This window comes from Sphingomonas sp. PL20 (assembly GCF_017875905.1).
Classification (GTDB): Bacteria; Pseudomonadota; Alphaproteobacteria; order Sphingomonadales; family Sphingomonadaceae; genus Sphingomonas; species Sphingomonas echinoides.
On sequence record NZ_JAGINH010000002.1, the window covers coordinates 2,749,128 to 2,771,199 of the forward strand.

Genomic DNA, 22,072 nt, shown 5'->3' on the forward strand with positions numbered 1-22,072 from the left:
GCGCAATTTATAGAGCCGCTGCGCAGCACGCGGCCTCTCTCCGCGTCTCCGCGCCTCCGCGCGAACCAAACGTCTTCTTTCTTCGCGCCTTCGCGTCTTCGCGTGAATCCGTCCTTCTCCCCGCGTCTCCGCGAGAATCACAATGTATAAATACGACCAATACGACCAGCAGATCGTCGATGCGCGCGTCGAGGAGTTTCGCGACCAAGTGAAGCGCCGCCTCGCGGGGCAGATCACCGAAGACCAGTTCAAGCCGCTGCGGCTGATGAACGGTCTGTATCTGCAACTCCACGCTTATATGCTGCGCGTCGCCATTCCCTATGGCACGCTCGACAGCCGCCAGATGCGGATGCTGGCGACGATCGCGCGCAAATATGATCGCGGCTACGGCCATTTTACCACGCGGCAGAACATCCAGTATAATTGGATCAAGCTGTCCGACGCGCCCGACATTCTCGCCGATCTGGCGACGGTCGAGATGCACGCGATCCAGACCAGCGGCAATTGCATCCGCAATATCTCGTCCGACCAATATGCTGGCGCCGCCGCCGACGAAGTCGCCGATCCGCGCATCTGGGCGGAATTACTGCGCCAGTGGAGCACCTTCCACCCCGAATTCAGCTATTTGCCGCGCAAGTTTAAGATCGCGGTGATCGGGGCCGAGGAAGACCGCGCGGCGATGCGGCTGCACGACATCGGCATTCAGTTGGTGAAGCGTGACGGCGTGCTCGGCGGGCGCATCTATGTCGGCGGCGGCATGGGCCGCACCCCGATGATCGCGCCTGAGATCAAGGACTTCGTCACCGCCGACGATTTGCTGAGCTATGTCGAGGCGTGCCTGCGCGTCTACAATCGCTATGGCCGCCGCGACAATATCTACAAGGCGCGGATCAAGATCCTGATCCATGAAATCGGTGCCGACGACTATCGCCGCCAGGTCGAGGAAGAGTTCACGCACGTAAAATCGCTCGGGCTCGATCCGCCCAAGGCGGAGTTGGACCGCATCACCGCGATGTTTGCACCGCCCGCCTTCGTCGCCGCCGACACCCCGGCCACCCCGTTCGTGTCGAGCGAAGTCGAGACATCTGCGTCCGCGGCCGGCGTCTCGACTGCGCTCGAAGCGAACGGGGATTTCCAAGCATGGCGCGCGCAAAACACCGCCGCGCACAAGCAACCCGGCTATGCGATCGTCACGATCAGCCTGAAGCCCACCGGCGGCATCCCCGGCGACGCCACTGCCGAGCAGATCGACCTGATGGCCGATCTCGCCGAACGCTACAGCTTCGACGAACTGCGCGTGACGCACGCGCAGAACATCGTCCTGCCGCACGTGCGCAAGGCGGACCTGTATGCGGTGTGGCAAGCGCTCGACGCGGCGGGTCTGGCACCTGCCAATCTCGACCTGATCAGCGACATCATCGCCTGCCCCGGTTTGGATTATTGCAGCCTTGCCAATGCGCGCTCGATCCCGGTCGCGCAAAAGATCGCGACGCGCTTCGCCGATCAGAATCGCCAGCGTGATCTGGGCGAACTGAAGCTGAAGATCAGCGGCTGCATCAATGCCTGCGGGCATCACCATGCCGGGCACATCGGCATCCTCGGCGTCGACAAGAAGGGCACCGAAAATTACCAATTGCTGCTCGGCGGATCGGGCGCGGAGGATACCAGCCTCGCCAAGATCACCGGCCCCGGCTTTGACGAAGACGGCATTGTCGATGCGGTCGAAACCGTGACCAACGTCTATCTCGCCAAACGCGCGGAGGGCGAGCGCTTCCTCGACACCTATCGCCGCGTCGGCATGGAACCCTTTAAGGAGGCGCTTTATGGATAAGTCCAATACTCCCCTCCCGCTTGCGGGAGGGGCTGGGGGAGGGCCGGTCGCGGGCGCTCCTGCAAATCCAGCCGATAGCCCCTCCCCTAACCCCTCCCGCAAGCGGGAGGGGGACAGGACCGAAGGAGACGAGCCCGCCGTCACGCTCGACGCGTTCCTCGATTCGCAGACCAACGCCACCGCCGTCCGCCTCGAAGCGGGCGACGATGCGCGCGCGCTGCTGCCCTATCTCGACCGGATCGCGCTGGTCGAAGTGAGCTTCCCGACTTTCCGCGACGGCCGTGGCTATTCTGCCGCGCGCGTGTTGCGCGAGGCGGGCTATACCGGCGAATTGCGCGCACAGGGCGATGTGCTGGTTGACCAGATGCCGTTGATGAAGCGCTGCGGATTCGACAGCTTCGCGCCCCAAGCCGAGATCGATCCCGCCACGCTCGAGGCCGCGCTCACGCGCTACGAGAATGTCTATCAAAAGGCCGCTGACGGGCGCGTGCCGGTCTGGGCACTGCGGCATGGCTAGCACCGCGCGCAAGCTCGACCTGATCGACGTCACGCCCTTCTCCGCCGCCGACGCAGCGGCAATGGAGGCGCGTTTTGCCGGGGTTGGCACCAGCGAGATGCTGGGCGAACTGTTGACCGGCGAGCTCAAGGGCCGCGTCGCAGCGGTCTCGTCGTTCGGCGCGGAAAGCGCGGTGCTGCTCCACCTGATCGCGCAAATCGACCGCGACATTCCGGTGATCTTCCTCAACACGCAGAAGATCTTCGGGGAAACGCTCGCCTATCGCGATCAGTTATCGGAGCAGCTCGGCTTCACCGACCTGCGCGTGTTCCGGCCCGATCCCCGCTTGCTCGCAGCCAAGGATGGCACGGGGCTGCGCTGGAATTACGATCCCGACGGGTGCTGCGACCTCCGCAAGGTCGAACCGCTGCGCCGCGCGCTCAGCCCGTTCGACGCCTGGATTTCCGGTCGCAAGGGCTTCCAGGCGGGCACGCGCAAGGCGATGCCGCGCTTCGAGGAAGACGAAGGCCGCTTGAAGCTCAACCCGCTGGCGGATTGGGACAAAACGCGGCTCGACGCCTATTTCGCCGAACACCAATTGCCGCGCCACCCGCTGGAGGCGGAAGGCTATCCCTCGATCGGCTGCGCGCCCTGCACGAGCAAGGTGCTCCCCGGCGAAGACCCCCGCGCCGGGCGTTGGCGCGGCTGGGAAAAGGTGGAATGCGGCATCCACGTGCCCGAAAAGCCGGGCGAGGAGCCGGTGTTTTAGGGCTGGACTGTTTTAGCGGTCGGTCGGCAAGCGCCCAATAGCAGATCTAAGGTGTCCGGCTTATGATAGCGCGAACGGCACGGAGAAATCTTATGGCGGACCCGCGATCATTCGCCGATTTAGTAGCCGCGACAGCACGGCAAAAACTTGCAGCCGCGAACGCACGGCAAAATCCAGATGTCGCGGCGGAGAAGCCGCGTGAGGCGATTTTTGACGCCCTACAGATGGTGGGAGAAGCTATCGGCGAGCAGGGCTTTGCGTTCACTCCATCTAGACCAAAGTTTTCTCGAAGGGATGGTGATTTTATCTTTGAGATCAGCATACAGTCCGATCGCAATAACGTGGCAGGGCAAAGAGCTGCGATCTGGGTGCATGTCTGGGTGTATTCTAAGTCTCTAACCGCTTGGCGAAAGAAGCATTCGAGCGATTGGATACGACCGAAGGCACCTTTCCCTATACCTGTCTTTGCAAATCAGCTCGGGTATTTGTGCGATCCATCTGGTTGGCTAGAATGGGATTTTGCGGATAAAGCCAAGCGACATTCGATCGCGGACGACCTCATTGCTTCCATACGAAAGGGCGCATTTCCGCTCTTTGCGATATTTGAAGGCTCGCCCGAAGATATAGCAGCAATTTCTGATCAAGATTGGCCGCCGCCAGAGGGAATTTTAAGCTATCTGTTGTCAATCGGGCGCGCGGCTTTAGCGAACGAAACGCTGCAAACTTATTTGAATAAGCGGCCCCAGTTTCGGCGCGACTTCGAGCAGCTTTACCGCCAGTTTTCGGAACAGGGGCTTCCGTCCTACCGAACCGCCATACCGCATGACCTTGCCGCCTTTGCGGTAGCCACCGGTTTGACGTCGAACGGCAGCTAACCACCGGATCATCCCGTTCAGCGCTTTCGTTCTAGCCCTCGCCCCGAACCGACCTTAACCCCCACCCGATCCCTCAAGCCGCAACCACCGCCCTCGGCAGCACCGCCGCAGCATAGTCGCTCTCTGCCAGTGCGATCAACGCGCGATCATCATGCTTCCATGGATGGAAGCCAGGCAGGAAGAAAGCGAGCCACGCCCCAAGGATTTTCCGCGCCATGCCCGGCTGCCCGAGCGCATACCACAGGATCCCGAAATGCGCCCGGGCACCGGTAATCCCGTCCTGCCGCAGCAGGTCTAGCATACCCTTGTAGCGCCCAGCGAAAAACTTCTGCGTCGTGCCGATCATGACCAGCGCCTTGATTTTCCAGCGCTGCCACCGCGACCAATCGCGCGTCGCGTGGAGCCAGGTGTCATAAGCGACACCCTTATGTTCGATCTCTTCTGCCGCATGCCAGCGCCACAAAGCCGCCGCCTGCTCGTCTCCGCCCGACAGATGACGCGGATCGGCGATCAATTGATGCGCGAGCATCGCGGTGAAATGTTCCAAGGCCATCGTCGCGGCCAGGCTAGCGATCGGCGGACGCCCCTTGGTCAGCGCCAGGGCCTGGTCGATATGCCGCTCAAGCAATGTCACGTCATACCCCTGATCGGTGACATGGCGGTTGAAGGCGACATGTTCGCGCGTGTGGATCACTTCCTGCTTGATGAATGCCTGAATTTCGGCGTGCAGGCGCGGCGGCGTGCCTTCGCGGAAAGCGCGCACGCTTTCGATGAAAAAGCCCTCGCCCTTGGGGAAGGTCACCGACAGCGCATTGTAGAAGGCGGTCGCAAAGGGATCATTGTTGAGCCACCACCGCCGCATCGCCGTGCCGCGCCCGAAGCGCAGATCGCGCGGTGTGATCGACAGATCTGCAGGACTTGTTGCTTTCGCCACGGGAAACTCCGTACAGCAGGGAAGAACAGGTCTGAAACTATGAGTTACTTACACTCGTGTCAATAGTGCGCAAACGGCTTACCCCGGAAGAATCACGGGATGCCGCGATCGACGCGGCCCGTGCGCTGCTGGTCGAACAGGGTCCGCAAGCGGTTACGCTCAAAGCAGTGGCGGCGCGGATCGGGCGGACGCATGCCAATTTGCTGCATCATTTCGGCTCGGCAGCGGACCTGCAAAAGGCGCTGATCACGCATCTCGCGGATTCGATCACCGCGCAGATTGGCGCTGCGGCCAAGCGCGCGCGCGTCGGCGATGCCGATCCGCGCGAAGTGGTGGACCTCACGTTCGATGCCTTCGCCCATGGCGCAGGCGCGATGGCGACCTGGATGATCCTGTCAGGTAATCACGATGCGCTCGACCCCGTGCTCAACGCGATCCACCGGCTGGTCGACGAACTGGCCGAGGACGCGGATTCGGGGAAGCTGATCTATGAGGACACGCTCCAACTCGTGCTGATGGCGATGGGCGATGCCTTGCTCGGCAAGGCGATGGCGAGCGCTTTGGGCTTGCCGCCGGAGGCCGCGCGGACCATCGCGACGCGCGCTTTGATCGCCTCGCGCAGCGTGCTGCCAGCCTGACTGGCTAAAATCGCAATTTCCGCTAAAGAGCGGTCATGCATTTTCTTGACCAAGCAAAGATCTTCGTCCGATCGGGCGCGGGCGGCCCCGGTGCCGTCAGTTTCCGGCGTGAGAAGTTCATCGAATATGGCGGCCCTGACGGCGGCAATGGCGGCAAGGGTGGCGACATCGTGTTCGAGGCCGTCGCTGGCCTCAATACGCTGATCGACTTCCGCTACACCCAGCATTTCCGTGCCCCGCGCGGACATGGCGGGTCGGGCTCGAACCGCACCGGCGCAGGCGGCGACGACCTGATCATCCGCGTCCCCGTCGGCACCCAGGTGCTGAGCGAGGACAAGGAAGAAGTGCTGGCGGATTTCACCGTGCCCGGCGAGCGCATCGTGTTTCTGCGCGGCGGCGATGGCGGTCGCGGCAATGCCACCTACAAGACCTCGACCAACCGCGCCCCGCGCCAGCACGGCACCGGCTGGCCCTATCAGGAAATGTGGGTGTGGCTGCGGCTGAAGCTGCTCGCCGATGCCGGGCTGGTCGGCTTGCCCAATGCCGGCAAATCGACCTTCATCAATGCGGTGACCAATGCGCAAGCCAAGGTCGGCGCTTATCCCTTCACCACGGTGCGCCCGCAATTGGGCGTGGTCAGCCGCCACAACCGCGAATTCGTCGTCGCCGATATCCCCGGCCTGATCGAAGGTGCTGCGGACGGTGCCGGGATCGGCGATCGCTTCCTCGGCCATATCGAACGCTGCAAGGTGTTGCTGCACCTGGTCGATGCGACTGAGGATAACCCTGTGGATAACTACCGGATCGTCCGCGCAGAACTCGATGCTTACGGCGCGGGGCTTGTGGATAAGCCGCAGGTGATCGGCCTCAACAAGATCGACGCGCTCGATCCCGCCGACGTGAAGAAGCTCGTCACCAAGCTCAAGCGCGCGAGCAAGGCCGATGTGCTGCCGATGTCGGGCGCTGGCGGCGCGGGGATCGACGCAGTGGTCGACCGGCTTATCGAAGTGATCGGCCCGGCTGAAGGTGCCCCCGCGCGCGACGACGATACGCCGCCGGGCGAATGGTCGCCTGTTTGAGGATCGTCCTTGGTGGGTTGCCGCTGAGGTGATATTATCGGGCGATGCGACACGATCCCGTTTATCGTCCGATCACGGCCGACGAATTCCTCGAAATGGATTTCGGCACCGACAAGCGGTTCGAACTGCATCGCGGCGTAATTTACATGATGGCGGGCGGCAGCGAACCGCACGCCTGGGTGCAGGGCAACATCTTCTCCTGGCTTCGTACCCGATTACGCGGCACGGGATGCCGCCCCTATGGCCCGGACATGGCGATGCGGATCAGCGATATCGACATCCGCTATCCCGATATCAGCATCTATTGCGACCAGCCGCCACGAGATGCGCTGACACAAGCCAAGTTGCTCGATAAACCGACCGTCGTGATCGAAATCCTCTCGCCGACCACCGCGATGTTCGACCAAGGCACTAAGCTCGAAGAATATCAGGCGTTACCGAGCATTCGGACGATCGCCTTCGTCGATACATCGAACGAAATGTGCCGCACGATCGAGCGCACCGACAAAGGCTGGTTCGATCAGACGTTTTCAGGCGAGCGGGGCATTCCGGTGCCGTCGCTCGACCTCACCATCCCGCACGACGAGATTTTCGCGCGCGACTGAAGCCACGCGACGGTTGGCGTGGGCGTTTACGCGCGCTAACGCGGTCACAATGTCCGCCTTCTCCCCCGCCTCCACGCCACGGCTGATCGTCAAGGTCGGTTCGTCGCTGCTCGTCGCGCCCGATGGGACGGTGCGGCGGGCATGGCTGGCGAGCCTGGTGGCCGACATTGCCGCGCGTACGCGGTTGGGGCAGGAAATTGCGGTGGTGTCGTCTGGCGCGATTGCGCTCGGCGCGCGGCGGTTGAAGCTGCCCAAGGGCGGCCGCGCCAGCCTCGAAGACGCACAGGCCGCCGCTGCGACCGGGCAGATCGCGCTGTCGGGCGTCTGGGCCGAACTGCTCGCCGCCGAGGGGCTGACTGCGGCGCAAATGCTGGTCACGCTCGACGACCTCGAAGATCGCCGCCGCTATCTCAACGCCGCGGCGACGCTCGGGCGCCTGCTGTCGCTGGGCGTAGTGCCGGTGATCAACGAGAATGACAGCGTTGCGACCGAAGAAATCCGCTTCGGCGATAACGACCGGCTCGCCGCGCGGGTCGCGCAGGCGGCGGGCGCGCAAGGCGTGATCCTGCTCTCGGACGTGGCCGGACTGTACGATGCCAACCCCAACACCAACCCTGAGGCCACGCTAATCCCGCGCGTCGAGCGGATCGATACGCGGATCGAGGCGATGGCCGATGGCGGATCGGGATCGGGGATGGGATCGGGCGGGATGGTGTCGAAGATCGCCGCTGCGCGCATCGCCACGGCGGCCGGGGCGCAGCTCGCGATCGTGTCGGGCCATGCCGAACATCCGCTCGCCACGTTCGACGCAACCGCACGCGGCACGGTGTTCGCTGCCGAACGCACCGCGCCTGCGCGCAAAGCATGGCTCGCGGGCGGATTGACCGCCAAGGGCGAGATCGTGATCGACGCAGGTGCCGCGCGCGCGCTGGCCGATGGCAAGAGCTTGCTCGCCGCCGGGGCGACGCAGGTTTCAGGCAGTTTCGCGCGGGGCGATCTGCTGGCGGTGGTCGGCCCCGACGGGCGCACGTTGGCGCGGGGCCTCAGCGAATATGATGCCGCCGATGCCGCCGCAATCACCGGCAAGCGCAGCGACGAACATGCCGCGATCCTGGGCTATGCGCCGCGTGCCGCGCTGATCCACCGCAACCATATGGCGCTGGTGTGAACCACGCAGAGGAAACACGACCATGAGCGTACTCGCCATCACCGGTGGCACCGGCTTTGTCGGATCGCGGCTGATCGATCTCGCGCTCGCGGCCGGGCATGACGTGCGTGCGCTTACCCGTCGTCCGCAACCCGCGCGGGCTGGCGTCGTGTGGATCGAGGGCGCACTCGACACGCCCGAAGCGCTCGGTCGTCTGATGACCGGCGCGGACGCGGTTATCCATGTCGCCGGTGTCGTCAGCGCGCCCGATCGCGCCGGATTTGTGGCTGGGAATATCACGGGTACGCAAGCGGTCGTCGACGCCGCCGAGCGCGCGGGTGCCCGCCGCTTCGTCCATGTTTCGTCGCTGGCGGCGCGCGAACCTGACCTGTCCCTCTATGGCTGGTCCAAAGATGAAGCCGAGCAGGTGGTCACCAAGTCCAGCCTCAATTGGGCGATGGTGCGGCCTCCCGCCATCTATGGCCCAGGCGACATGGAAATGCGCGACCTGTTCCGCATGGCCAGGATGGGGATCGCGCTGCTTCCTCCGGCGGGCCGCGTATCGATGATCGAGGTTGGCGATGTCGCGGCGCTGTTGCTCGCGCTTGCCGGGGCAGGCCCGTCCCACGAAATCTACGAACCGGACGATGGCCAACCGGGCGGCTGGAGTTACACCGAATTGGCCCGCGCGGTTGGTGTCGCGGTCGGCCACAAGGTGCTGCCGGTGGCGCTGCCCAAGGCTATCCTGTCGCTTGCCGCCCATATCGACCAGATGTTCCGCGGGAAGGGCGCAAAGCTGACCGCCGACCGCGTCGGCTATCTCTGCCATCCGGACTGGACCGCCTCCCCAGGCAAGCGCCCCGATCCGGCGATGTGGGTGCCGCAGGTACCGACACCCCAAGGGCTTGCCGCAACGGCAGCATGGTATCGCGCGAACGGCTTGTTATAGGCGTGCTATAAAGCCGCCGCATTTTGACGGCACAGCGCTACAACACTTCAAGGACCGACCATGAGCGACCGCCAGGCCATTTACGATACCGTCACCGCGCAGATCGCACCTTTCAACAAAAAGGGCGTCACGCTGAGTGATGCGACGACCTTTCAGGGCGATCTCGAATGGGACAGCCTGACCGTGATGGATTTCGTGGCGGCGATCGAGGATGAGTTCGACATCATCATCACGATGAACATGCAGGCGGAAATCGAAACCGTCGGCCAATTGGTCGATGCCGTCGCGAAGCTGAAGGGCTGATCCGATGACCGATGCCGGCCTTGTGACCGAAAGCCTCCCCGCCGATCCGGCGACGATCGCGCCCGAGCGCGACCTGATGTCGAAGTTCGACGCGCTGATCGCCGAACGCCAGGCGCTGATCGACACCGGCGTGACCGATCCCTTCGCGATCGTGATGGAGCAGGTGAAATCCCCGACCGAGGCCGTCATCGCAGGGCGCGACACCATCCTGCTCGGCACCTACAATTATATGGGGATGACCTTCGACCCCGACGTGATCGCCGCCGGTCACGCAGCACTCGACCAGTTCGGATCTGGCACCAATGGCAGCCGCATGCTCAACGGCACCTTCCGCGACCATATCGAGGTCGAGGATGCGCTGCGCGACTTTTACGGCGTATCGGGCGCGATCGTGTTTTCGACCGGATACATGGCCAATCTCGGCATGATCTCGACGCTCGCGGGCAAGGGCGAATATGTCATCCTCGATGCCGACAGCCATGCCTCGATCTATGATGGCTGCCAGCAGGGCAATGCCGAGATCGTCCGCTTCCGCCACAACAGCGTCGAGGATCTCGACAAGCGGCTCGGTCGCCTGCCCAAGGAGCCGGGCAAGTTGGTCGTGCTGGAGGGCGTCTATTCGATGCTCGGCGACATCGCGCCGCTGAGGGAAATGGTCGCCGTCGCCAAGAAGCACGGTGCGATGGTGCTGAGTGACGAAGCGCATTCGATGGGCTTTTACGGCCCCAATGGCCGCGGCGTGTATGAGGAACAAGGCTGCGAGGGCGATGTCGATTTCGTCGTCGGCACCTTCTCCAAATCGGTCGGCACCGTTGGCGGCTTCTGCATTTCCAACCATCCGAAGTTCGAGGCGATCCGCCTCGCCTGCCGCCCCTATATCTTCACCGCCTCGCTGCCGCCGTCGGTCGTCGCCACCGCTGCCGCCTCGATCCGCAAGCTCAAGCACTCCCACAAGAAGCGCCAGCAATTGTGGGAGAATGCGCGATCGCTGCATGGTGGGCTGAAGGCATTGGGCTTCAAGCTCGGCACCGAAAACCCCGACAGCGCGATCATCGCGATCATCCTCAACGACCAGGAACAGGCCGTGGCGATGTGGCAGGCGCTGCTCGACGGCGGGCTGTACGTCAACATGGCGCGCCCACCGGCGACACCGGCCGGCACCTATCTGCTGCGCTGCTCGCTCTGCGCCGAGCATACGCCCGCGCAGATCGCCACGGTGCTGACGATGTTCGCCGCTGCAGGCCGTGCCACCGGTGCGATCGGCTGACCTGCCTCCACCGCCTGTTCAATAATGTTCCCTTGGGCTAAATAGCTGACATGAGCGGGACAGTGGCCGAGGCAACCGAAGTGGATGCGCCTGGCGCAGCCTGGCGCACCGTCACCTTGGTCGTGGTGGCGGTGCTGGGGGCGCTGGTGCTGGTTGCGCTCAACCTGACGCTTGCAGAAGCGAATCGGCAGCGCGACCGCGCGCTGAAATTGCAGACGCACAGTTACGAGGTGATGATCCTCTCGGCCAATCTGGCCGGGACGATGGCGCATGCCGAGGCTGCGCTGGGCCGTTATGTCATCAGCGCCGATACCACGCTGGGCCAGGCCTATTCGGCTGACTGGCAGTTGGCCGGGCAGCAATTGGCGCGGCTCGACCAGATCACGCACGACAATCGCGAACAGCAGGTGCTGCTGAAGCAGTTGCGCCAGGCCTTCGAAGCGCGGCGCGAGGAATTGTCGCTCACCGCGCGCAGCACGCTTTATGGCAAGAACGCCCAGGCGCTCGCACTGTTCTACAAGACCCGCGAATCGCCGTCGCTGACCAAAATCGACACCCTGCTCGACCAGATCGGAACGCAGGAACGCACCCTGCTGGCCAGTCGCACGGGCGACGCGATGAGTTCGGTCGCGCGCTCGAGCGCCATTGCCAGCGCCTTGTCGGTGTTCGGCGTCTTGCTCGTGCTCGGGGCGATTGCGCTTGGCTGGCTGACGGTCACCGCACTTGGCCAACGCGCGTCCGCCCGCGCCGAAGCCGAGGCCGAGCGCGACCGCGCGGTCGAGCTGGAAGCGGCGGTCGCCCGCGCATCCGCCGTGCTGCTCGCGCAGGAAAGCAAGTTGCGCCAGGTCCAGAAGATGGAGGCGGTCGGCCAGTTGACCGGGGGCATCGCGCACGATTTCAATAACATGCTGGCGGTCGTTCTGGGCGGCCTCGAACTCGCCAAGCGGCAGATCGATGGCGATCCCGCCGCCGCGCGCCGCCATATCGACAATGCCGCCGATGGCGCCAACCGCGCCGCCGCGCTCACCCGGCAATTGCTCGCCTTTTCGCGCGAAGAGGCGCTGCGATCGGAGCCGATCGAACCGGTCGCGCTGGTCAAGGGCATGTCCGATTTGCTCGACCGCACGCTCGGCGACGGCATCAAGGTTACGGTTAACGCCGCCAATGACGCGGCATGGCTGGTGCGATCGGATCGGCACCAGCTTGAAAACGCCGTCCTGAACCTCGCCGTCAATGCCCGCGATGCGATGAACGGGCGCGGCCAGTTGACCATTACCGCTGCCGCCGAAACGCTGGCCGAAGGTGCGGTCGGCACGTGCCGCGCCGGGGAATATGTCGCGCTGAGTGTTGCCGACACCGGCTGCGGCATGACGCCGGAGCTGCTGGAGCGCGTATTCGAACCCTTTTTCACCACCAAGCCCGCCGGCAAGGGCACTGGCCTCGGCCTCAGCCAGGTCTTCGCCTTTGTCCGCCAGGCCGAGGGCGAGGTTGGACTTCGCTCGGAGGTCGGGCGGGGCACCACGGTTACGATCTATCTTCCGCGCTATGCGGACGGCACCGTTGCTGAGCCGCATTCCGAAAATGCGGCGATCGACCTGCCCCATACCCCGACGCTCGACATCCTTGTCGTGGAGGATGATCCGCGCGTTCTGACCGCGACGATCGGTGCCCTGCGCGAACTCGGGCATCGCCCCGTTGCCTGCAGCGATCCGCTTGCGGCTCCGGCGGCGCTCGATCAGCTCGCGCATGTCGACCTGCTGATGTCCGACGTGCTGATGCCGGGGCAAACCGGCCCCGAAATGGTCGCGGCGCTCCAGCATCGCCACACCGATATGGCGGTGCTGTTCGTCACCGGTTATGCTGGCGAAGCCGGTGGTGAGGTCGAATTTGGCGGCCATCATGTTCTGCGCAAACCCTTTACCCTGGCCGGGCTCGAACGGGCGATTGCCGCAGCGCTGGACGCGCGATCGGCACGCGCCGCGCCCACCGCAGTCGCCGCCGAATGATTTCGTAGCTGACGGACGGCACACACACCGATATAGCCGCATCATGCGGGTTCCCCCTCCCCTCCGGCCAGAGGCCAGCTTCCTCCCATCATGAAGTCCATCGACCGCTACATGGCCCGACTGATCGCGGTGCCGCTGTTCTCGACACTGGTCATCTTCGCGATGTTGCTGGTGCTCGACCGCATGTTGCGCCTGTTCGACTTCGTGGCGACCGAGGGCGGCCCGGTCAGCGTGGTATGGCGGATGCTCGCCAATCTGCTGCCCGAATATGTCGGGCTCGGCATTCCGGTCGGGCTGCTGCTCGGCACGCTGCTCGCCTTCCGCAAGCTGGCGACGTCCTCCGAGCTCGACGTGATGCGCGCCGTTGGCATGAGCTATCCGCGGATGCTGCGCGTGCCGTATATGTATGCGATCACGCTCGGCTTGCTCAACTTTGCGATCGTCGGCTTTGTGCAGCCCGATGCGCGCTACAATTACGAAAAGTTGCGCTTCGAATTGCGCACCGGCGCGCTGGGCGCGTCGATCAAAGTCGGCGAATTCACCCATTTCGGCAACAACATGACGCTCCGGATCGAGCAGAGCCATGACAATGGCCGCAAGCTCTCGGGCATCTTCCTGCGGCGCGACGACGGCAAGGGCGGCTCGATTGCCGTGACTGCCGCCAGCGGACAATTTTTCGCGATCGACAATCCCGACGAGATCATTTTCCGCCTGAACGATGGTACGCTGATCCGCACCGAAGCGGGCGTTGCGTCGCCGCGTGTGCTGCGCTTTACCGCGTTCAGCTTGCCGATCTCCCTACCCAAGACCGAGAACTTCCGCATCCGCGGGGGCCAAAATCTGGAGCGGACCTTGCCCGAACTGGTCCGCGTCGGCACCGATCATGGGGCGACCAAGGAGGAACGCGACACCAGCCGCGCCGCCTTCAACTTCCGCACCGCCGAAGTGCTCTCGATCCTGGTGCTGCCGCTGCTTGCGCTCGCGCTCGGCATCCCTCCCAAACGTTCGACATCGGCGCTGGGCGTATTCCTCGCGATCATCATGATCGTGGCGTATCACAAGGTGAACGAATATGCGCAGGCGGTGGGCGGCCTCGGCAAGATCGATCCAGTGCTGGCGATCTGGATTCCGTTCACTGTCTTTACCGGGCTGACGCTCTGGATGTTCTACACCATCGCCTTCGTCCCCGGCGGGCAACCGATCGGCGCGCTGGAGCGGGTTTTCTCGAAGCTCGGCAAGGCGATTGGCAAATTGATGCCCGGTCGGCGCGACGCCAACCGATCCAAGGAAGCGGCGGCATGACCGCACTCGACCTTTTCCCCTCGCGCACCGTCGCGCTCTACATGGGCAAGATGTTCCTCACGCGCACCTTCGCTGTGCTGATGATGCTGGTGCTGGTGTTGCAGGCGCTCGACCTGCTGACCGAATCGGGCCACATTCTGGCGCATGCTGGCAATGGCCAGCCCGAGATCCTGCGCTATCTGTCGCTGCGCATCCCCGAAATCATTGCGCAATTCCTGCCCTTCTCGGTGTTGCTGGGCACGATCATCACGCTGTCCACGCTCAACCAGAATAGCGAAGTGATCGCGCTGAAGGCATCGGGCATGTCGGCGCATCAAGTGCTCGCCCCGCTGTTGATCGCCAGCCTGGGCGTCGCCTTCATTTCCTTCACCTTCAACGACCGTATCGTCAGCCGCGCGACCGCCACGCTCGATCAATGGCAGAAGGTCGAATATGGCCCGGTGCCGGTGGACCGGGGCGACCGCACCAACGTATGGGTGCGCGACGGCGACGATCTGCTGCAAGTCGATCAGGTGCGGGGACGCGGCGATGCGACCCGGCTGTCGGGCATTACACTGTTTGATCGCACCGGCGGCAATCTGGTCGGCATCATTACCGCCAAGACCGGCGTGCGGGTCGCGGGCGGCTGGAAAGTCAGCCCGGCAACACATTTTGACGTTGCCAGCGGAAAGTTGGCGAAGGTCGGAACCGTGGTGATTGGCCGCGATGTGCGGCCCGATCAATTTGCGCTGTCGAACATCGATGCCAATGGACTGTCGTTCGGCGCGCTGCGCGATACGATTGCCGATCTGAAGGCCGGTGGTCGCCCGACCAAGGCGCTGGAGGGCGCGATGTGGCATAAGCTGGCGGGGCCTCTGTCCTCGGTGCTGATGCCCCTGCTGGGCGCGGTCGCTGCCTTTGGCCTGGCGCGATCGGGCAAGCTGTTCGTCCGCGCGGTGATCGGGATGATGCTCGGCTTCCTCTATTTCGTCGCCGACAATTTCGCGTTGGCGATGGGCAATCTTGGGGCCTACCCCCCGTTTCTCGCGGCCTGGGCCCCCTTCCTGCTGTTCTTCATGATCGGCGAAGCGGTGCTGATCCGCACCGAGGAATAGCCTCGATAAAACGAGCGATCGTCGTATTTAATTCACGCTCGCCGAAACCCGTTGCGCTTTCAGGCCGTTAGATCCCCGCACAAGGCGAGGATGATCATGACCAAGGACACTGCCCTGAACGCCGGCACTGGCGGCGAAACCCATCAGGTGGCGGATGACGAACATCCGGTACTGACCACCAACCACGGCATCCCGATCAGCGACAATCAGAATCAGTTGAAGGCGGGTGCACGCGGCCCGGTGCTTTTGGAAGACGAGATTTTCCGCGAGAAAATCAACCATTTCGACCATGAGCGCATCCCCGAACGCATCGTCCACGCCCGCGGCAGTGCTGCGCATGGCTATTTCGAATGCACCGACAGCCTGGCCGACATCACCTGCGCCGACCTGTTCCAGAAAAAGGGCCAGCGCACCGAAGTGTTCGCGCGCTTTTCCACGGTCGCCGGGGGCGCGGGATCGGTCGACACCCCGCGCGACGTGCGCGGCTTCGCCGTCAAATTCTATACCCGCGAGGGCAATTGGGATCTGGTCGGCAACAACATTCCGGTCTTCTTCATCCAGGACGCGATCAAGTTTCCCGACCTGATCCATTCCGTGAAGATGGAGGCCGATCGTGGTTTCCCGCAGGCGGCGTCCGCGCATGACACCTTCTGGGACTTCATCTCGCTGATGCCCGAGGCGACGCATATGGCGCTGTGGGCGATGTCGGACCGCACGCTGCCGCGCACCCTTGCCAATATGGAGGGGTTCGGCATCCACACCTTCCGCTTCATCTCGGCCGAGGGGAAGAGCACTTTCGTCAAATTCCACTGGAAGCCCAAAGCCGGGCTTGCCTCGACGATCTGGGATGAGACCGTCAAGATCGCCGGTGCAGACCCCGATTTCCACCGTCGCGACCTGTTCGAGCGGATCGGCCGGGGCGATTATCCCGAATGGGAATTGGGCGTGCAATTGTTCGACGAGGATTTTGCCAACAGCCAGCCGTACGACGTGCTCGACGCGACCAAGATCATCCCCGAGGAAGTGCTGCCGGTGCGCATCGTCGGCAAGATGGTGCTCGACCGCTATCCCGACAATTTCTTCGCCGAAACCGAGCAAGTCGCCTTCGTGCCGAGCCATGTCGTCCCGGGCATCGGCTTCTCCAACGATCCGCTGCTGCAGGGGCGCCTGTTCAGCTATACCGACACGCAATTGTCGCGTCTCGGCTCGGTCAATTTCCACCAATTGCCAATCAACACGGCCAAGGGGCGCGAAGGCTGCCCGTTCCTGAACCAGCAGCGCGATGGACACATGCAAATGCAAGTGCCCAAGGGACGGGCCAATTATGAGCCCAACAGCCTAGCCAAAGCGGGCGAGCCGGGCGGCGCGCGCGAGGACCCGGAAAACGGGTATAAGACCTTCCCGGCGGACGAAGACGGGCAGAAACTGCGGATCCGGCCGGAAAGCTTTGCCGACCATTACAGCCAGGCGCGGCTGTTCTTCCGGTCGATGGACCCGGCCGAGCAAGCCCATATCGCCTCGGCCTTCGTGTTCGAGCTGTCAAAGGTGTCGATCGAGCATATCCGCATCGCGATGATGGCGAATCTGCGCAACGTTGATGAGGATCTCGCGCAGCGAGTCGCCGACGGCCTGGGCATGAAACTGCCCAAGGCGTCCGCCACGGCGGCACCGGTGCTCGACATGGATCCCTCGCCTGCGCTCCGCATCATTCGCGGGCCGCTGGAGAAGGCGACGCTCGAAGGGCGGACGGTCGGCATTTTGTTCGCCGATGGCAGCGATGCGGGCGAACTCGCCAATGTCACCAAGGCGGTGAAGGCCGCAGGCGGTCACCCGCTGACCATCGCGCCCAAGGTCGGCGCGGTAAAACTGTCGGACGGCAGCACGGTGAAGGCCGATGCGCAATTGGCCGGACAGCCATCCGTGACGGTCGATGCCTGCGCGGTGGTGCTGTCCAAGGAGGGTTGCGCGATGCTGCTGAAGGAAGCGGCGGCGGTGCAATGGGTGATGGACGCCTTTGGCCATCTCAAGGCGATCGGCGCAAGTGCGGCGGCGCAACCGTTGCTCGACAAGGCCGGTGTCGAACCGGATGAAGGTGTGACCGATCTCGGCGGATTCGTCGAGGCAGCCAAGCGCCGCTATTGGGACCGCGAACCCAAGGTGCGCACGCTCGCCTAATCAATGGGAAAACGAAAAACGGCTGCGGCAAGGGTCTCCTCGCCGCAGCCGTTTCGTTATCCGGCGCAGCGTGCGCGCCGTGAATGTCCGGGGCGGGTTAAGCGCGCCGCCCCATCGTGCTGCGCACCAGTCGCGCAACCAGACCGGGCAGCCCCGCATAATTCGCCTTATGATACGGCGAATCAGCACCCAGCGCGACCACCAGCCGACGATGCGCCTCCAACAGGTGATGATACGGCACACCCGGCAGCAAATGGTGCAGCGCGTGGAAGCGCAAGCCGACCGGTGCCCACAAGAGCGGCAGGGTGGCGGGCGGCGGCACGTTGACCGAATCGAGATATTGCGCAGTGACGGTCATCACTTCCCCGTCATTATCCCACAGATGCGCGACCAGCGTGCGGATCTGGTTGAGCACATAGACGCCCGAAGTGATCGCCAGCAGGATCGCGAATTTGCCGAGCGGAAACACCCCAGTAGCGACCAGCGCGACCAGCGTGATCGCCCAGACGCTGCATCCAGCCTCCAGCCAGCGCCACTGCACGGCCGCCGCGCCCTCGGGCATGCGGCGCCGGAAGGCAGGATTGATCGACAAGGAAGAATAGCGCTCGATCAGCACGCGGCGCATGCCGGGTATCACCAGCGACAGCGGGGTCAGCACCGCATAGCGCACCAGCAACGCAACCGGTGCCAGCATCGAGGTCAGGATGAACACGGGCAGTGTCCACGGCTTCATCGATGCGAGCGGCAGATATTCCGGGTCGTCGATCGTGCCATAGCGCGTGCGCGCGTGATGCAGATTGTGGACGCCTTCATACATGAACGAGGGCACCAGCAACGGAACGCCCGCAATGATGTTCCAGCCGAGGCGGAAGCCGGGCAGCGCGGTATGCCGGATGTGCGTTACTTCGTGAATGAAGCTGCCCGCGCGATACAGCGCCAGCACCGCAACCACACCCGCCACGATCGCCCATCCGATCGATCCGACGCTCAGCGCGACCGCAAGCGCGCCATAGCCGATCACGGACGAGACCAGCAGGTCGGTCCAATAGATCGCCGGGCTGGGCGCGTTCAAATCGCGGGTCAGTTCCGCCGCAGTACGCAGCATCGCCTTGTCATCGGCAATCGTCGACAATCGCACGCGCGGTGCGATGTCAGCGGGCACCGCAGCGTCGCGCTGCAGGGAAAGCGAAGTGTTCATGGAGTGCGCCATTGCAGGAAGATAGTGGCTAGATGGTGGCAGCAACAGGGGGTTAGTGGCACGCTTGACACCAGCCGCTGCACGCGAGACTGCTCGCTCGCTTTCCTTGAGGTGACCTGCCCGTGGCCAACGCTCCGCTTTCCATTCGCCCGATCGACAGCAAAGCCGATCGCAAGCGCTTCGTCGACCTGCCCTTCCGCTTATACGCCAACGATCCCAACTGGGTGCCGCCCCTGAAGGGCGAAGCGCTCGGGCTGATCACCCCCGCCAAGAATGGCTGGTTCAGCCATGCCAAGGCGCAACTGTTCCTGGCCGAGCGCGACGGCAAGGTTGTCGGCCGCATTTCCGCGCATATCGACACGCTGGCGCTGGAGATGGACCCGGCCAAGGGCTTCGGCCCCGGTTGCGGCCAGTTCGGCCTGCTCGACGCCGAGGATGGCGATATCGCAAAGGCGCTGATCGCCACTGCCGAAGGATGGCTGCGCGACCAGGGGATGACGCGCGTGCTGGGCCCGATCAGCATGTCGATCTGGGAAGAGCCCGGTCTGCTGGTCGAGGGGTTCGATCACCCGCCGACGATCATGATGGGCCATGCCAAGCCCGAATATCGCGGCTGGATCGAGGCGGCAGGCTATACCCAGGTCAAGGAATTGCTGACCTATGAGCTTGATATCACCAAGCCGTTTTCGCCGCTGCTGCAGCGAATCATCGCCTCGGGTGAGAAAAACCCGCGCATCCGTATCCGCAACGTCGACAAGACCAAGTTCGACGAAGAAGCCGCCATCATCCTGACGATCCTGAACGATGCCTGGTCGGACAATTGGGGCTTCGTGCCGTTGACGCCGCCCGAGATCAAGGATGTCGGTGTCAAGCTGAAGCCGATCGTATTCAACGACTTGATCCGCATTGCGGAAGTCGACGGCAAGCCGGTCGCTTTCATGATCACACTGCCCGATCTCAACGAGGCGATCATGCCCTTGCGCGGCAATTTGCTGCCCTTCGGCTGGGCAAAGCTGCTGCTGTGGCTGCGTCGGCCGCGCGTAAAAACGATGCGCGTGCCGCTGATGGGGGTGCTGAAAGAGCTGCAATCCTCGCGCCTGGCAAGCCAGCTCGCCTTCATGATGATCGAATATATCAAGCGGGCGTCGGTCGCCAATTATGGTGCCACGCGCGGCGAGATCGGCTGGATCCTGGAAGACAATCAAGGCATGCGCTCGATCGCCGAAGCGATCGAATGCACGATCAACAAACGGTACTGGATCTACGGCAAGACGCTGTAGCGCCCGTGTCTGCCGCCGGGTTGCGGTGCCGCGCAGGATCGCGGCACCGCCCTCCCGTTGCGCTCACTGCTTGGCGAGCGGATCGAAACCGTCTTGGCTGATCCAGTCCTGCCGCGTCTTGCAAATTTTATGCGACAGGTGCGATCCGGTGACGGTATCGACCACGCAGTATTTCTGCGCGGTCTTTTCGCTCGGCGCACGCTGGGTCGATCCCACTGGCTGGCTTTCGGCAGCAACGGGCTTGGCATCGCGTGCAACGACGGGCGATGCGGTGACGCTCAGCAAGGCGCTCGAGGCAATCAGGAAAAGGTTGGTCATGGTCGGTCCTCCGCTAGATCGGCGGGTTCCGGTGGTCGGCCCGCAACCGTGTTAGTGCATTACTCATGCCAAACACTGAAAGGGCCTATTTTCAGAGACTTATCGATATTCTTGAACCGGAAATGAATAGCAATGCCCGCCAATTTTCGGGAACTTGTCCGATTTGATGGGATGGGCCTGGGTCAGAAGCGCCGCGAAATCCCGACATAAAGTTCCATGTCCGGTGCCGCGCGATTGAGCCCGGCGACCGCGCCCACGTCGAATTGCAGATCCTTCCGCGCCTTCCACGCAAGCGACGCCGATCCCAGCATTTGTGTGGTCTTCGCCTCGGGATCCTCGTCGCGTAGCACCTGACTATCCAGCGTGACGGTCAGGTGATGCGCCAGTTTCACGCCGACGCCGACGACCTCCGAATACGCGATATGGCGACCATGACCGCTGAGATTGACGGCGGCATCCAGCTCGCTGGTGGTAACCAGATTGACGGTTTTGCTGAGATCCAAGGTCGCGGGAACGATAACACCGGCACCCCAGTCACCCGCCCCCACCGGCGCGCGGCCAACCGGCATGCTGAAGAAGGGCTGCACCGCAATCGAGGCCCCATTGCCGTCCGGATGCAGCAGGTTCGCCTTGAACCCCAGCGTCGCGTCGCCAACCCGCCCGGCGTTTTCGACAGTCTGCGTCGCCTTGTCGCGGGTGCGGACATGGCCATAGGGCGTCCAGCCGAATTGCGCCTCGATCGTATCGGTGACGCCGACGCGCACGAACGTGTCCCCCAGCAGCACCGTATCGGTGCGCCGATCAGGCTGATTGTCGAGCGTCCAGTCGGTGATCGCGGTTTCGACCGAGACGTGCTTCGGCGCGATCGTGCATGCGGTCGTTCCCAGGCTTGGCCGGGTCGGGCAATAGCTTCGGTCCTCGGCATGTGCCACGCCCGGCACCAGCATCGCGATGGCCGCCAATCCCCCGTAGCGTAGCGTCATGCAGCATCCTCCGCACGACCTCCCTGCGGGCCGTTGCGGGTCTAACGCAGTTCTACCCAAGTGGGTGCATGGTCGCTTGCTTTTTCGCGCCCGCGATAGGCCTTGTCGACGCTAGCATCGATCAGACGGTCGGCCGCGACCGGGCTCAGCAGCAGGTGATCGATGCGGAAACCCGCATCGCGCTGCCACGCGCCCGCCTGATAGTCCCAGAAGGTCCATACGCCCCCACCGGGATGCCGCGTGCGCAATGCATCGGTCCAGCCCTGCGCGAGCAATGCCCGGAAGCCCGCCCGGCTTTCAGGCTGCATCAACGCATCGTCCTGCATCGCCCGCACCGAATAGGTGTCGTCATCATTGGGAATGACGTTGTAGTCGCCCGCCAGCACGACCGGCGTTTCCTCCGCCAGCAAGTCGCGCGCGCGCGCCGCCAGCCGATCGATCCAGCGCAGTTTATAGTCGAATTTGGGCCCTGGCTGGGGATTGCCATTGGGCAGATACAGCGACGCAATCGTCACGCCATTCACCTCGGTTTCGAGATAGCGGCTGTGATCGTCCTCGGTCTCGCCCGCCAGGCCGCGCTGCCGCTCGATCGGGTCCTGCCCCTTGGCGAGCACCGCCACGCCGTTCCAGCTCTTCTGCCCGTGCCACACCGCGCCATATCCGGCGGCGCGGATATCGGCCTCGGGGAAGGTCTCGTCGCTGGTCTTGAGCTCCTGCAGGCACACCACATCGGGCTGCTGTTCGGCGAGATACTCCAGCAGGCGCGGCAGGCGCGCCTTGATGCCATTGATATTGTAAGTAACGATCTTCACGCAGCAGCGCC

At 63.5% G+C, this 22,072-nt stretch carries 21 protein-coding genes; 16 read left to right on the forward strand and 5 right to left on the reverse strand.

Annotation, left to right across the window (positions count from 1 at the left end):
* Positions 1 to 142: 142 nt before the first annotated feature.
* The 4 genes from H4W01_RS12920 to H4W01_RS12935 all read left to right on the forward strand — a co-directional run bounded on the left by H4W01_RS12920 (position 143) and on the right by H4W01_RS12935 (position 3,971).
* Positions 143 to 1,831: a nitrite/sulfite reductase gene (locus H4W01_RS12920; protein ID WP_209611456.1), complete on the forward strand. Its 1,689-nt coding sequence runs from the start codon at positions 143 to 145 to the stop codon at positions 1,829 to 1,831.
* Positions 1,824 to 2,348 (forward strand): DUF934 domain-containing protein, encoded by a 525-nt coding sequence (locus H4W01_RS22850; RefSeq protein WP_334685261.1) that lies wholly within the window; start codon positions 1,824 to 1,826, stop codon positions 2,346 to 2,348. The genes H4W01_RS12920 and H4W01_RS22850 overlap by 8 nt, the downstream gene beginning before the upstream one ends.
* The gene (locus H4W01_RS12930) at positions 2,341 to 3,096 is read left to right on the forward strand and encodes a phosphoadenylyl-sulfate reductase (RefSeq protein ID WP_209611459.1); all 756 of its coding nucleotides are present in this window, start codon (positions 2,341 to 2,343) and stop codon (positions 3,094 to 3,096) included. The genes H4W01_RS22850 and H4W01_RS12930 overlap by 8 nt, the downstream gene beginning before the upstream one ends.
* 92 nt (positions 3,097 to 3,188) lie before the next feature.
* Positions 3,189 to 3,971 (forward strand): hypothetical protein, encoded by a 783-nt coding sequence (locus H4W01_RS12935; protein WP_209611463.1) that lies wholly within the window; start codon positions 3,189 to 3,191, stop codon positions 3,969 to 3,971.
* A 73-nt stretch (positions 3,972 to 4,044) separates the two neighbouring features.
* On the opposite strand, the gene H4W01_RS12940 is transcribed toward H4W01_RS12935, so the two are convergent.
* Positions 4,045 to 4,905, reverse strand: coding sequence for a metal-dependent hydrolase (locus H4W01_RS12940; protein WP_209611465.1), 861 nt, complete (start codon positions 4,903 to 4,905; stop codon positions 4,045 to 4,047).
* Between the two features lie 56 nt (positions 4,906 to 4,961).
* On the opposite strand from H4W01_RS12940, the gene H4W01_RS12945 reads away from it, so the two are divergent.
* The 11 genes from H4W01_RS12945 (at position 4,962) to H4W01_RS12995 (ending at position 17,470) form a co-directional block, all read left to right on the forward strand.
* Positions 4,962 to 5,543 (forward strand): TetR/AcrR family transcriptional regulator, encoded by a 582-nt coding sequence (locus tag H4W01_RS12945; protein WP_029622467.1) that lies wholly within the window; start codon positions 4,962 to 4,964, stop codon positions 5,541 to 5,543.
* A 35-nt stretch (positions 5,544 to 5,578) separates the two neighbouring features.
* Positions 5,579 to 6,622, forward strand: a complete 1,044-nt coding sequence (gene obgE, locus H4W01_RS12950; protein WP_209611468.1) for a GTPase ObgE — start codon at positions 5,579 to 5,581, stop codon at positions 6,620 to 6,622.
* 44 nt (positions 6,623 to 6,666) lie between these two features.
* A complete protein-coding gene (locus H4W01_RS12955) occupies positions 6,667 to 7,227 on the forward strand; it encodes a Uma2 family endonuclease (protein ID WP_209611470.1) in 561 nt (186 codons plus the stop codon).
* Positions 7,228 to 7,276: 49 nt separating this feature from the next.
* A complete protein-coding gene (gene proB / locus H4W01_RS12960; protein ID WP_209611472.1) occupies positions 7,277 to 8,395 on the forward strand; it encodes a glutamate 5-kinase in 1,119 nt (372 codons plus the stop codon).
* A gap of 22 nt (positions 8,396 to 8,417) precedes the next feature.
* Complete coding sequence (locus H4W01_RS12965) at positions 8,418 to 9,323, forward strand: NAD-dependent epimerase/dehydratase family protein (RefSeq protein ID WP_209611475.1); 906 nt, start codon at positions 8,418 to 8,420, stop codon at positions 9,321 to 9,323.
* 60 nt (positions 9,324 to 9,383) lie between these two features.
* The gene (locus tag H4W01_RS12970) at positions 9,384 to 9,626 is read left to right on the forward strand and encodes an acyl carrier protein (RefSeq protein ID WP_010403920.1); all 243 of its coding nucleotides are present in this window, start codon (positions 9,384 to 9,386) and stop codon (positions 9,624 to 9,626) included.
* A 4-nt stretch (positions 9,627 to 9,630) separates the two neighbouring features.
* A complete protein-coding gene (gene spt / locus H4W01_RS12975; protein WP_209611477.1) occupies positions 9,631 to 10,893 on the forward strand; it encodes a serine palmitoyltransferase in 1,263 nt (420 codons plus the stop codon).
* Positions 10,894 to 10,943: 50 nt separating this feature from the next.
* On the forward strand, positions 10,944 to 12,899 hold the full coding sequence (locus H4W01_RS12980; RefSeq protein ID WP_209611479.1) for an ATP-binding protein: 1,956 nt from the start codon (positions 10,944 to 10,946) through the stop codon (positions 12,897 to 12,899).
* Positions 12,900 to 12,989: 90 nt separating this feature from the next.
* A complete protein-coding gene (gene lptF / locus H4W01_RS12985) occupies positions 12,990 to 14,201 on the forward strand; it encodes an LPS export ABC transporter permease LptF (protein WP_010403925.1) in 1,212 nt (403 codons plus the stop codon).
* A complete protein-coding gene (lptG, locus tag H4W01_RS12990; RefSeq protein WP_010403927.1) occupies positions 14,198 to 15,295 on the forward strand; it encodes an LPS export ABC transporter permease LptG in 1,098 nt (365 codons plus the stop codon). Before lptF ends, lptG begins: the two co-directional genes overlap by 4 nt.
* A gap of 96 nt (positions 15,296 to 15,391) precedes the next feature.
* Positions 15,392 to 17,470: a catalase gene (locus H4W01_RS12995; protein ID WP_435804024.1), complete on the forward strand. Its 2,079-nt coding sequence runs from the start codon at positions 15,392 to 15,394 to the stop codon at positions 17,468 to 17,470.
* A 97-nt stretch (positions 17,471 to 17,567) separates the two neighbouring features.
* Here H4W01_RS12995 and H4W01_RS13000 read toward each other — a convergent pair whose 3' ends face one another.
* The gene (locus H4W01_RS13000; RefSeq protein WP_209611484.1) at positions 17,568 to 18,668 is read right to left on the reverse strand and encodes a fatty acid desaturase family protein; all 1,101 of its coding nucleotides are present in this window, start codon (positions 18,666 to 18,668) and stop codon (positions 17,568 to 17,570) included.
* 122 nt (positions 18,669 to 18,790) lie between these two features.
* Between H4W01_RS13000 and H4W01_RS13005 the strand changes: the two genes are divergently transcribed.
* Positions 18,791 to 19,948 (forward strand): N-acetyltransferase, encoded by a 1,158-nt coding sequence (locus H4W01_RS13005; protein ID WP_209611486.1) that lies wholly within the window; start codon positions 18,791 to 18,793, stop codon positions 19,946 to 19,948.
* Between the two features lie 63 nt (positions 19,949 to 20,011).
* Here the strand turns inward: H4W01_RS13005 and H4W01_RS13010 are convergent, their stop codons facing one another.
* The 3 genes from H4W01_RS13010 to xth all read right to left on the reverse strand — a co-directional run bounded on the left by H4W01_RS13010 (position 20,012) and on the right by xth (position 22,061).
* Positions 20,012 to 20,266 (reverse strand): hypothetical protein, encoded by a 255-nt coding sequence (locus tag H4W01_RS13010; protein ID WP_010403936.1) that lies wholly within the window; start codon positions 20,264 to 20,266, stop codon positions 20,012 to 20,014.
* A 182-nt stretch (positions 20,267 to 20,448) separates the two neighbouring features.
* Positions 20,449 to 21,249 (reverse strand): transporter, encoded by an 801-nt coding sequence (locus H4W01_RS13015; RefSeq protein WP_209611488.1) that lies wholly within the window; start codon positions 21,247 to 21,249, stop codon positions 20,449 to 20,451.
* Positions 21,250 to 21,290: 41 nt separating this feature from the next.
* Positions 21,291 to 22,061 (reverse strand): exodeoxyribonuclease III, encoded by a 771-nt coding sequence (xth, locus tag H4W01_RS13020; protein ID WP_010403940.1) that lies wholly within the window; start codon positions 22,059 to 22,061, stop codon positions 21,291 to 21,293.
* Between the last annotated feature and the right edge of the window lie 11 nt (positions 22,062 to 22,072).

Excerpts from the sequence above, each read along its gene's own strand:
- H4W01_RS12920 (WP_209611456.1), top strand. The coding sequence starts at position 143 with ATGTATAAATACGACCAATACGACCAGCAGATCGTCGATGCGCGCGTC.
- H4W01_RS22850 (WP_334685261.1), top strand. The coding sequence starts at position 1,824 with ATGGATAAGTCCAATACTCCCCTCCCGCTTGCGGGAGGGGCTGGGGGA.
- H4W01_RS12930 (WP_209611459.1), top strand. The coding sequence starts at position 2,341 with ATGGCTAGCACCGCGCGCAAGCTCGACCTGATCGACGTCACGCCCTTC.
- H4W01_RS12935 (WP_209611463.1), top strand. The coding sequence starts at position 3,189 with ATGGCGGACCCGCGATCATTCGCCGATTTAGTAGCCGCGACAGCACGG.
- obgE (WP_209611468.1), top strand. The coding sequence starts at position 5,579 with ATGCATTTTCTTGACCAAGCAAAGATCTTCGTCCGATCGGGCGCGGGC.
- H4W01_RS12955 (WP_209611470.1), top strand. The coding sequence starts at position 6,667 with ATGCGACACGATCCCGTTTATCGTCCGATCACGGCCGACGAATTCCTC.
- proB (WP_209611472.1), top strand. The coding sequence starts at position 7,277 with ATGTCCGCCTTCTCCCCCGCCTCCACGCCACGGCTGATCGTCAAGGTC.
- H4W01_RS12965 (WP_209611475.1), top strand. The coding sequence starts at position 8,418 with ATGAGCGTACTCGCCATCACCGGTGGCACCGGCTTTGTCGGATCGCGG.
- H4W01_RS12970 (WP_010403920.1), top strand. The coding sequence starts at position 9,384 with ATGAGCGACCGCCAGGCCATTTACGATACCGTCACCGCGCAGATCGCA.
- spt (WP_209611477.1), top strand. The coding sequence starts at position 9,631 with ATGACCGATGCCGGCCTTGTGACCGAAAGCCTCCCCGCCGATCCGGCG.
- H4W01_RS12980 (WP_209611479.1), top strand. The coding sequence starts at position 10,944 with ATGAGCGGGACAGTGGCCGAGGCAACCGAAGTGGATGCGCCTGGCGCA.
- lptF (WP_010403925.1), top strand. The coding sequence starts at position 12,990 with ATGAAGTCCATCGACCGCTACATGGCCCGACTGATCGCGGTGCCGCTG.
- lptG (WP_010403927.1), top strand. The coding sequence starts at position 14,198 with ATGACCGCACTCGACCTTTTCCCCTCGCGCACCGTCGCGCTCTACATG.
- H4W01_RS12995 (WP_435804024.1), top strand. The coding sequence starts at position 15,392 with ATGACCAAGGACACTGCCCTGAACGCCGGCACTGGCGGCGAAACCCAT.
- H4W01_RS13000 (WP_209611484.1), bottom strand. The coding sequence starts at position 18,668 with ATGAACACTTCGCTTTCCCTGCAGCGCGACGCTGCGGTGCCCGCTGAC.
- H4W01_RS13010 (WP_010403936.1), bottom strand. The coding sequence starts at position 20,266 with ATGACCAACCTTTTCCTGATTGCCTCGAGCGCCTTGCTGAGCGTCACC.
- H4W01_RS13015 (WP_209611488.1), bottom strand. The coding sequence starts at position 21,249 with ATGACGCTACGCTACGGGGGATTGGCGGCCATCGCGATGCTGGTGCCG.